We start from the raw sequence: 9600 nt of genomic DNA, 5'->3' as shown, positions 1-9600 counted from the left end.
TGCCGGTGATGCCGGCCCAGGTGCCGCCGGAACGCAGGTCGCGACCGGCGCGCAGTGCGCCCTCGGCCGCCGGCCACGTCGCCAGTGGGGCAGTGGGGCGGGCGTGGAACTCGTCGCGGTTGCCGGCCATCAACAGCTGCCAGCGGGGGTGGACCTTCCAGGCCAGGGTGAGCAGACACATGGCTGGAATTGTGGCCGGTTTTGCGCAACCGCGCGCGGGTTGCGTCCACTTGCGGCATGAATGCGAGCCCAGGTTTCACAAGGCCTGCACAGGACTGAACTTCTGTTCAATCTCAAAATTTGAGACGAAACAGCAACTTGTGGATAAGCCTTGAACAAGTCTCTAAACATTGCTGCAAGCCCTTGATGTCCAAGGCGATTTGCCGCTCGCAAAGATGTTGACAACCCGAACGGCACTGCTAAGGTGGGCAACAGAGGGAAAACCGGGTTTTTTGTGGTTTTTCGTGGTTCAATGTTTCACCGGGCGAAGGAAAGGTGCAGGCGTCGTGTTTCAGGGCGAGACGGCCATCACAGTTGACGACAAAGGGCGCATGGCGGTTCCGACCGCGCATCGCGACCTGGTCGCGCGCGTGAGCAACAACCGGCTGGTCCTCACCTACAACCCGTTCGAGTCCGGCTGCCTGTGGCTGTATGCCGAAGCCGAATGGGAACGGGTGCGCGACGACGTCATGTCCAAGCCCAACACGCAGCGCGTCGTGCGCCTTCTGCAACAGAAGCTGGTCGGTTCGGCCGCGCATCTGGAGCTGGATGGCAACGGCCGCATCAGTATTCCGGCCAGCCACCGTGGTGCCGTTGGCATTGAAAAGAAGGCGGTGTTGCTCGGCATGGGCGACAAGTTCGAATTGTGGAGCGAGCAGGCTCATCGCGCGCTGATCCAGCAGACGTTGTCTGACGAGGATCTGGGCGATGGGTTGCTCGACCTGAAGTTGTGAGCCGGGGTGCCCGGATGCGCGGCGGCGCGCAGGCCGGTCACCCGGTGTCGCAGTCGCCGGCAGGACACCTGCCGGTTCTGTACACCCAGGTCCTGGATGGCCTGAGGGTGATCGAAAACGGACGGTATCTCGATGGCACGTTTGGTCGTGGCGGTCACGCCCGCGGCGTGCTCGAGCAGCTCGGTCCGGGAGGCGCGCTGCTGGTCATGGACAAGGATCCGGAGGCAATTGCGGTAGCCGAGCGCGACTTCGCGCCGGACCCGCGCGTCTCCATCTTCCGTGGCAGCTTCGCTGACCTGCTGCACTGGCCGGCCACCGCCGAGGGGCTGGACGGGGTGCTGTTCGACCTGGGTGTGTCCTCGCCGCAGCTGGACGTGGCCGAGCGCGGCTTCAGCTTCGGCAAGGATGGTCCGCTGGACATGCGCATGGACCCGGACAGTGGCCAGAGCGCCGCCGAATGGCTGGCCAGCGCCGAAGAGCGCGAGATCGCCGATGTGCTGTGGACCTACGGCGAAGAACGCCAGAGCCGGCGCATCGCCCGCGCCATCGTGGCCAAGCGCGCCAGCCAGCCGCTCACCCGCACCGCCCAGCTGGCCGACCTGATCGCCTCGGTGATGCCGCGCGGCAAGGACAAGATCCACCCGGCCACGCGCAGCTTCCAGGCGATCCGCATCCATATCAACCGCGAACTGGCCGACCTCGAAGCCGGCCTGGACGCGGCCATGGCCCGGCTCAAGCCCGGCGGCCGCCTGGCGGTGATCAGCTTCCACTCGCTGGAAGACCGCATCGTCAAGCAGTTCATGAACCGCCATGCCAAGGCACCGCCGGCCAACCGCCGGCTGCCCGAGCAGCAGACGTTCGTGCCCACGCTGGACCTGATCGGCGGGGCCATCAAGGCCGAAGACGACGAGCTGGCGGTCAATCCGCGTTCGCGCAGCGCCGTGCTGCGCGTGGCCGAAAAGCGCGGGGAGGCTGCATGAGCCGCCTGCTGCTGGTGATCCTGCTGGCCGCCACCATCGCCTCGGCGATCGGTGTCGTGTTCATGCGCCACCGTCACCGGCAGACCTTCGTCGAGCTGTCGCGCGCCGAGCGCGCCCGCGACGAACTGAACATCGAATTCGGCCGCCTGCAGCTGGAGCAGGCCACCCTGGCCGAAGCCACCCGCGTCGACCGGGTGGCACGTGAGCGCCTGGGCATGAAGTTCCCGGAAGCCAATGACGTCGTGGTGGTGCGCCCATGAACGGCTCCGGTCGCAACCGCGCACGCAACAGCTTCAATCTGCGCCGCCGCCTGCAGTGGGTGGGCCTGGCGCTGGGGCTGTGCTCGGTGTCGCTGGTCGGCCGTGCCGCCTACGTGCAGATCATCAACAGCGATTTCTACCAGCGCCAGGGCGAAGCCCGTTACCTGCGCGAGCTGCCGATCAACACCTCGCGCGGCATGATCACCGACCGCAACGGCGAGCCGGTGGCGGTGTCGACGCCGGTGGCCTCGATCTGGGTCAACCCGCAGGAACTGCTGCGCGCGCCCGACCGCATTCCCGAGCTGGCCACCGCGCTGGGCATGCCGCTGGACGAGCTGAGCTCGAAGCTGTCACAGAAGTCGGACAAGGAATTCATGTTCCTGCGCCGCCGGATCAACCCCGACGATGCGGAAAAAGTGGTCGCCCTGAAGATTCCGGGCGTGGCCTCGCAGCGCGAGTTCCGTCGCTTCTACCCGCAGGGTGAGGCGATGGCGCACGTGCTCGGCTTCACCAACATCGATGATCGTGGCCAGGAAGGGCTGGAACTGGCCTTCGACGAATGGCTGCGCGGCAAGCCCGGTGCCAAGCGGGTGATCCGCAACCGCAAGGGCGAAACGGTGGAGAGTGACCTGCTGCGCGCGGCCGAGCCGGGCAAGGACCTCACCCTCAGCATCGACCGCCGCATCCAGTTCCTGGCATTCAAGGAGCTGCGCAACGCGCTGATCGAGAACAAGGCCGCCGGCGGCTCGATGGTGATCATGGACGTGGCCACCGGCGAGATCCTGGCCATGGTCAACCTGCCGACCTACAACCCGAACTCGGTCGGTGGCACCGCGCCGGATACGCGCCGCAACCGCGCGGTGACCGACCTGGTCGAGCCCGGCTCGACCATGAAGCCGATCACCATCGCCTCGGCGCTGCAGACCGGTGCGGTCACCAAGGACACCATCATCGACACCAACCCGGGCTACATGGCCTTGGGGCGCTACACGATCAAGGACGTGCCGCGTAACAACGGCGTGCTCAACGTGACCGGCGTGATCACCCGCAGCTCGAACATCGGCGCGGCCAAGATCGCCGCGAAGATGCCCGACCAGGCGTTCTACGATTCGGTGCACAGCTTCGGCTATGGCTCCTCGCCCAACAGCGGGTTCCCCGGGGAGTCCGCTGGCGTGTTTCCGCGCCCGGCGCGTTGGAGCGGTCCGTCCAAGACCACCATGTCTTACGGTTATGGCCTGAACGTCACCCCGCTGCAGATCGCCACCGCCTACTCGGCGCTGGGCAACGGCGGCAAGCTGATCGCGCCGACCTTCGTCAAGGGCCAGCACAACGAAGGCAAGCAGATCATCGATGAGAAGGTCGCCAAGGAAGTCGTGGCGATGATGGAAACCGTGGTCACCCAGGGTGGTGCCAAGGGCGCGGCGGTGCTGGGCTACCACGTGGCCGGCAAGACCGGCACCGCGCGCAAGGCCGGCCCGCACGGCTATGAGCCGGGCCACTACAACTCCCTGTTTGCCGGCGTGGTGCCGGCCAGCAACCCGCGCTTTGCCACGGTGATCGTGATCAACGACCCGCAGGCCGGCAAGTACTACGGTGGCCTGGTGTCGGCACCGGTGTTCCACAACGTCATGCAGGGCGCGCTGCGCCTGATGGATGTGCAGCCGGACGATATTGATGCCTGGTTGGCCGCCCAGCAGTCCGGAAAGCTGGGGCACGCGGCGTCGTCGCTGCCGACGCCGCCGGCCGAGGCGGTCAACGCGCTCGACGCCGCCGCCGAAATCGATGCCGCGCTGCCCAGCGCGCATGCCACGTTGCCGCCCGCGCAGGGAGGCACGCAATGAGCCAGACGATGTTGCTTTCGCAGTTGATTCCCGACGTGGCGCTGCGCCACGACCCCGCCATCACCGGCCTGGTGCTGGACAGCCGTGCCGTGCGCCCGGGCAATGCCTTCGTGGCCATTGCCGGCTTTGGCGCGCATGGGCTGGGCTTTGTCGAACAGGCCAAGGCCGCTGGCGCGGCTGCCATCCTGTTTGAACCGCCGGCCCCGGCCGAACTGCCGGCTCCGGCCGATGCCATTGCCGTGCCCGGCCTGCGTGGCCGCATGGGTGCGATGGCCGACCAGTTCCACGGTCACCCCTCGCGGGCGATGACCATGGTCGGGGTGACCGGCACCAATGGCAAAACCTCCACCGTGCAGCTGCTGGCCCAGGCCTGGCACCTGCTCGGCACCCGCAGCGGCAGCATCGGCACGCTCGGCGTCGGTCTGTACGGGCACGTGGTGCCGACCGGCTTCACCACCCCGCTGGTGCTGCAGATGCACGAGGTACTGGCCCAGCTGCGCGACGAAGGCGCGCAGGCCATTGCCATGGAAGTCAGCTCGCACGCGCTGGACCAGGGCCGTGTCGACGCGGTGCACTACGACGTGGCGGTGTTCACCAACCTCACCCGCGACCATCTGGATTACCACGGCGACATGGCCCAGTACGGCGCGGCCAAGGCCAAGCTGTTCCACCGCGCCGGTCTGAAGGCGGCGGTGGTCAACCTGGACGACAGCTTCGGCAGCGAACTGCTGCGCACAGTGGATCCGGGCATCGCCCAGATCGGGCTGAGCTCGCGCGGCGCGCAGCAGGCCACGCTGCGTGCGGACTCGATCACCCTGGATGGCCGCGGCATTGCCTTCGACCTGGTGGTCGACGGCGCGCGCCACCCGGTGCAGTCGCCGCTGCTGGGCCGCTTCAATGTGGACAATCTGCTTGGCGTGGCCGGTGCGCTGTACGCGCTGGGCCATGCACCGGCCGACATCGCCGTGCTGCTGTCGCGGCTGCAGCCGATTGCCGGGCGCATGAACCGGCTCGGCGGCGAACACGGCCTGCCCACCGTGGTGGTCGACTACGCACACACCCCGGATGCGCTGGAACAGGCGCTGCAGAGCCTGCACGGGCATCTGCAGGGCAAGCTGTTCTGCGTGTTTGGCTGCGGTGGCGAGCGCGACACCGGCAAGCGCCCGCAGATGGCTGCCATTGCCGAACGTCTGGCCCAGCAGGTGATCGTCACCGACGACAACCCGCGCGGCGAAGACGGCGACGTGATCGTGGCCGACATCCTGGCCGGGTTCACCGCACCCGACACCGTGACCGTGCAGCGCAACCGCGCGCGCGCCATCGGCCTGGCAGTGAAGCTGGCCGGTGCCGGCGACATCGTGCTGATTGCCGGCAAGGGCCATGAGCCCTACCAGGAAGTGCGCGGGGTGAAGCATGACTTCGACGACACGCTGGTGGCTGCGGCCGCCCTGAGCGCGAAGGAAGGCCTGTTGAAGCAGAACGCGGAGCAGGCCGAATGAAGCGCACGCCTCTCTCCTTGATCGCACACTGGGCCGGCGGCGAGATCCACGGCGACGACACCGTGATCGACGCGGTGAGCAACGACACCCGCACCCTGGCCCCGGGCAGCCTGTATGTGGCGCTGCGCGGTGAGCGCTTCGACGGCCACGATTTCGCCGCCGATGCGCTGGCGCGTGGGGCCAGCGCCATGCTGGTCGAGCGCCTGCTCGACGTGGCCGTGCCGCAGGTGCTGGTGGCCAACACCGAACTGGCATTGGCGCGCATTGCCGCCGGCATGCAGCGCGACCGCGCCACCCAGGTGTTTGCCATCACCGGCAGCAACGGCAAGACCAGCGTCAAGACCCTGCTGCTGGCGATTCTGCAGCAGGTGGCGCGCGAGGATCGCAAGGTGGTCTACGCCAACCCGGGCAACCGCAACAATGAGATCGGCCTGCCGCTGGCCGTGCTGGATGCGCCGGAAGACGCCGACTTCGCCATCTATGAGATGGGCGCGGGCAAGCCGGGCGACATCGCCTACCTGACCGACATCGCCCGGCCGCAGTACGCGCTGGTCAACAACATCGCGCCGGCGCACCTGGAACGCATGGGCAGCCTGCTGGGCGTGGCTACCACCAAGGGCGCGATCTACGCGGCGCTGCCGGCCGATGGCGTGGCCGTCATCAATGCCGACGATGCATACGGCGCGTGGTTCGAGCAGCACGTGGTCGGCCATCCGCCGCGCAGCCGCGTGCTGCGCTACGGCCTGGACCACAGCGCCGACATCACCGCGCGTGATATCCGCATGACCGCCGCCGGCAGCCAGTTCGCCCTGCACACCCCGGTTGGCACCGCCGCGATCACGTTGGCGCTGCCGGGCCGGCACAACATCAGCAATGCACTGGCCGCCGCCAGCCTGGCCTTGGCCGCGGATATTCCGCTGGCCCAGGTGGTGACCGGGCTGGGCAACGCCGAGCCGGTGCCTGGCCGGCAGATCGCGCACACGCTGCCGGGTGGCGCGGTGCTGATCGACGACAGCTACAACGCCAACCCGGGTTCGCTGGCCGCTGCGATTGATGCGCTGGCCGCCGGCAAGGACGAGGGCTGGCTGGTGCTGGGCGACATGCGCGAGCTGGGTCCGGACGGTCCCGCACTGCACGCGCAGGCGGGGCAGCGTGCCCGCGCCGCTGGGCTGAAGCGTCTGTACACGCTGGGCCCGCTCAGCGAAGCAGCATCCACCGCCTTCGGCGAAGGCGGTCGGCATTTTCCCACCCATGACGCCCTGGCTGCCGCACTGGCCGGGGAGTTGCACGCCGGCGTGCGCTGCCTGGTGAAAGGTTCGCGCGGCAGCGCGATGGACAAGATCGTAAAAGCGCTGCTGGCGCGAGGAGAGGAAAGCCCCCATGTTGCTTGAACTGGCCCGATGGTTGCAGCAGTTGGAGAGCCTGTTCGGGCTGTTCGGCTATCTGACGTTCCGTGGCATCCTCGCCGCGCTCACCTCGCTGTTCCTGTCGCTGTGGCTGGGCCCGGCGGTGATCCGCAAGCTGGCCCAGTTCAAGGGTGGCCAGCCGATCCGCAAGGACGGCCCGCAGACCCACTTCTCCAAGGCCGGCACGCCGACCATGGGCGGTTCGCTGATCCTGCTCACGGTCACCCTGTCGACCCTGCTGTGGGGCGACCTGCGCAACCACTATGTGTGGCTGGTGCTGGCGGTGATGCTGAGCTTCGGCGTCATCGGCTGGTACGACGACTGGATCAAGATCGTGCGCCGCGACCCGAACGGGCTGGCCTCGCGCTGGAAGTACCTGCTGCAGTCGATCTTCGGCCTGGCCGCCGGTCTGTTCCTGTATTACACCGCTGATGTGCCGGCGCAGCTGACCTTCTATATCCCGATGTTCAAGTCGGTGGCGCTGCCACTGGCCGGGATCAGCTTCGTCGCCATCGCCTATTTCTGGATCGTCGGCTTCTCCAACGCGGTGAACCTCACTGACGGCCTGGACGGCCTAGCGATCATGCCCACCGTGCTGGTGGCCTGCGGCCTGGGCGTGTTCGCCTATGCCTCGGGCAACGTGGTGTTCGCCAACTACCTGCAGATTCCGCAGATTCCCGGCGCGGGCGAGCTGATCATCATCTGTGCCGCCATCGCCGGTGCCGGCCTCGGCTTCCTGTGGTTCAACACCTATCCGGCCATGGTGTTCATGGGCGACATCGGCGCGCTGGCGCTGGGCGCGGTGCTGGGCACCATCGCGGTGATCACCCGCCAGGAACTGGTGCTGGTGATCATGGGCGGTGTGTTCGTGATTGAAACGCTGTCGGTGATGATCCAGGTCGCCTCGTTCAAGCTGACCGGCAAGCGCGTGTTCAAGATGGCCCCGATCCACCACCACTTCGAACTGAAGGGCTGGCCGGAGCCGCGCGTGATCGTGCGCTTCTGGATCATCTCGGTGGTGCTGGTGCTCATCGGTCTGGCGACGTTGAAGGTCCGCTGATGAACGACCTGTCGCGCCAGGCAACCCGTCTTGAAGCCATCGGAGGCCGCTTCGATCCGTGGCTGCTGGGCGCGATCATCGCGCTGACCGGTGTGGGCGTGGTGATGGTCGCGTCGAGCTCGATCGCGCTGATGAGCAGCCCGTTCTACTACCTCAACCGCCATCTGATCTTCCTGGCGGTCGGCGTGGGGCTGGCCATTCTGGCCATGCGCACCGAGCTGAAGAGTATCGAGCAGTACAACCAGATGCTGCTGCTGGGCTGCTTCGCGCTGCTGGTGGTGGTGTTCATTCCGGGCCTGGGCAGCAGCGTCAACGGCGCGCGCCGCTGGATCAACCTGGGCATTTCCAAGTTCCAGACCGTGGAAGCGGTCAAGGTGCTGTACATCGTGTGGCTGTCCAGCTATCTGGTCCGCTTCCGCGACGAGGTCAATGCCACCTGGCCGGCGATGTTGAAGCCGCAGGGCGTGGCCGGTGCGCTGGTGGTCCTGCTGCTGCTGCAGCCCGACTTCGGCTCGTCCACCCTGCTGCTCGGCATCACCGCCGGCATGCTGGTGCTGGGCGGGGTGAACATGCTGCGCATGTCGATGCCGGCGGTGATCGGCCTGGCCGCGATGAGCGCGCTGGCCATCTTCGAACCCTACCGTCTGCGCCGCATCACCTCGTTCATGGACCCGTGGGCGGACCAGCAGGGCGACGGTTACCAGCTGACCAACGCGCTGATGGCGGTGGGCCGTGGTGAATGGACCGGCGTCGGCCTGGGCAACTCGGTGCAGAAGCTGTACTACCTGCCCGAAGCGCATACCGACTTCATCTTCTCGGTGACCGCCGAGGAGTTCGGCTTCCTGGGTACCTGCGTGATCATTGCGCTGTATGCGGTGCTGGTCGGCCGTGCGTTCTGGATCGGCATGCGCTGTGTGGAAATGAAGCGCCACTTCTCCGGCTACATCGCCTTCGGCATCGCGCTGTGGATCAGCATGCAGAGCTTTGTCTCGATCGGCGTGAACCTGGGCATCCTGCCGACCAAGGGCCTGACCCTGCCGCTGATTTCGTCGGGCGGCTCCAGCGTGTTGATGACCTGTGTGGCGATGGGCCTGCTGCTGCGGGTTTCGTATGAACTGGAGCGCGCCGAGCGCCGTCAGGCGGTGCGCATGGGCGCGGCCGAAGGCGACGAGCCCGTACACACCGGACCGAGCGCCAGTGAAGTGGCGGCAGCGGTGCAGGGCAGTCGCCCGGCCAATGCCTACACCGACACCACGCCGGACAGCAGTGCGCGCAACAGCAGCGCACGCGGCACCAGCCGCATGCAGCAGCGCATTGAACCGACCTTCGGGAGGATGGGATGAGCGCCTCTGAACGTCCGGTCCTGATCATGGCCGGTGGCACCGGCGGTCACATCTTCCCCGGCTTGGCGGTGGCGCGGGTGCTGCGCGCGCGCGGCATTCCGGTGACCTGGCTGGGCAGCGACGGCGGCATGGAAACCCGCCTGGTGCCGCAGCACGACATCCACATCGACACGCTGGCCATCAGTGGCCTGCGCGGCAAGGGCAAGCTGGCGCTGCTGACCGCGCCGGGCCGCCTGCTGCGCGCGATCCGCGCCGCCG

The 9600-nt window shown here is 67.3% G+C and carries 10 protein-coding genes; 9 read left to right on the top strand and 1 reads right to left on the bottom strand.

Annotated elements, in window-relative coordinates:
- A partial coding sequence (locus RT551_RS20335; RefSeq protein ID WP_313461867.1) for an NRDE family protein occupies positions 1 to 181 on the bottom strand: 181 nt, incomplete at its 3' end.
- A gap of 325 nt (positions 182 to 506) precedes the next feature.
- Here RT551_RS20335 and mraZ point away from each other — a divergent pair.
- The 9 genes from mraZ to RT551_RS20290 all read left to right on the top strand — a co-directional run.
- Positions 507 to 953: a division/cell wall cluster transcriptional repressor MraZ gene (mraZ, locus tag RT551_RS20330; RefSeq protein WP_125361893.1), complete on the top strand. Its 447-nt coding sequence runs from the start codon at positions 507 to 509 to the stop codon at positions 951 to 953.
- A gap of 14 nt (positions 954 to 967) precedes the next feature.
- Positions 968 to 1933, top strand: a complete 966-nt coding sequence (gene rsmH, locus RT551_RS20325) for a 16S rRNA (cytosine(1402)-N(4))-methyltransferase RsmH (RefSeq protein WP_313461869.1) — start codon at positions 968 to 970, stop codon at positions 1931 to 1933.
- On the top strand, positions 1930 to 2193 hold the full coding sequence (ftsL, locus tag RT551_RS20320; protein WP_125361894.1) for a cell division protein FtsL: 264 nt from the start codon (positions 1930 to 1932) through the stop codon (positions 2191 to 2193). Before rsmH ends, ftsL begins: the two co-directional genes overlap by 4 nt.
- Positions 2190 to 4034: a penicillin-binding transpeptidase domain-containing protein gene (locus RT551_RS20315; RefSeq protein WP_313461865.1), complete on the top strand. Its 1845-nt coding sequence runs from the start codon at positions 2190 to 2192 to the stop codon at positions 4032 to 4034. Before ftsL ends, RT551_RS20315 begins: the two co-directional genes overlap by 4 nt.
- The gene (locus RT551_RS20310; RefSeq protein WP_313461863.1) at positions 4031 to 5533 is read left to right on the top strand and encodes a UDP-N-acetylmuramoyl-L-alanyl-D-glutamate--2,6-diaminopimelate ligase; all 1503 of its coding nucleotides are present in this window, start codon (positions 4031 to 4033) and stop codon (positions 5531 to 5533) included. The genes RT551_RS20315 and RT551_RS20310 overlap by 4 nt, the downstream gene beginning before the upstream one ends.
- Entirely contained in the window at positions 5530 to 6924 is a 1395-nt protein-coding gene (gene murF, locus RT551_RS20305; RefSeq protein WP_313461862.1) for a UDP-N-acetylmuramoyl-tripeptide--D-alanyl-D-alanine ligase, read from the top strand. The genes RT551_RS20310 and murF overlap by 4 nt, the downstream gene beginning before the upstream one ends.
- The gene (gene mraY / locus RT551_RS20300; RefSeq protein WP_125361898.1) at positions 6914 to 7999 is read left to right on the top strand and encodes a phospho-N-acetylmuramoyl-pentapeptide-transferase; all 1086 of its coding nucleotides are present in this window, start codon (positions 6914 to 6916) and stop codon (positions 7997 to 7999) included. The genes murF and mraY overlap by 11 nt, the downstream gene beginning before the upstream one ends.
- A complete protein-coding gene (gene ftsW, locus RT551_RS20295) occupies positions 7999 to 9342 on the top strand; it encodes a putative lipid II flippase FtsW (RefSeq protein ID WP_313461860.1) in 1344 nt (447 codons plus the stop codon). The genes mraY and ftsW overlap by 1 nt, the downstream gene beginning before the upstream one ends.
- The coding region (locus tag RT551_RS20290; protein WP_313461859.1) for a glycosyltransferase at positions 9339 to 9600 on the top strand (262 nt) is incomplete at its 3' end. The genes ftsW and RT551_RS20290, both read left to right, overlap by 4 nt.

The organism is Stenotrophomonas sp., assembly GCF_032103445.1.
In the GTDB taxonomy this organism is placed as follows: Bacteria; Pseudomonadota; Gammaproteobacteria; order Xanthomonadales; family Xanthomonadaceae; genus Stenotrophomonas.
Note: the sequence above shows the minus strand (reverse complement) of the source record. Positions and strands in the feature narration are given on the sequence as shown.